A 643-nucleotide genomic window follows, 5' to 3' on the forward strand; every position below is an offset into this window, starting at 1 on the left:
ACGGGCAACTTCGATGAAGGGCGCGTCATCCTCTTTCCACTCGACCGAGGCATCTTCGATCGGCTGGCGATTGGCGTCGCGTCGCAACTGGACTTCGAACGCCCATTCGGCATCGATCCCCACCATGTCGGTTTGCACGGCCTCGCGGATAGCGTCGGGATGCCCCTTCGTTTGAACTTTTCTGTTGGTCAGTAGGGTAAGGTTCGTGCTGACGGGCCGCAGCCGGAATTTGGCCACATATTCGCCGTACCGAAAGGGCGTGACACTGAAGTAGGTTTCTCCCAGCGGATGCACCTGAGGCGCACCCCCAAGGCCTGCGAGCGCGGTGCTTTCCATACCAACCGCGCCCAGCGTTGCATTCACCGCCTGCAGGATCTTGGACGCCAGAACCTTTGCTCCCTCTGCCCGGTCGGTTGTCTTGGCAAGGAGCTTGAGGCTTCCAGCAAACTTCTTCGCGTCGGGCGCGGTGAAGACCGGGCCGTTGACCATGATGAAGTCCTGTGTGGATCCTTGCGCACCGGGCAGGCGCTCGCCCGCAACATCCAGGACCTTGAGAGCCAGACCGCGCGGCAGTGCCACGGCATCGTCAAGGATATCGCCGGGGTTCGTCGAGATGCGCAAGTAGACGCGATAGCTGCCCGGC

The 643-nt window shown here is 61.7% G+C and carries 1 protein-coding gene; it reads right to left on the reverse strand.

Annotation, left to right across the window (positions count from 1 at the left end; translation table 11 throughout):
• On the reverse strand, positions 1-489 hold a 489-nt coding region (locus A8V01_RS04945), incomplete at its 3' end, for a catalase family protein (RefSeq protein WP_483869995.1).
• Between the last annotated feature and the right edge of the window lie 154 nt (positions 490-643).

The sequence above is a fragment of the Novosphingobium guangzhouense genome (genome assembly GCF_002896965.1).
Lineage (GTDB): Bacteria > Pseudomonadota > Alphaproteobacteria > Sphingomonadales > Sphingomonadaceae > Novosphingobium > Novosphingobium guangzhouense.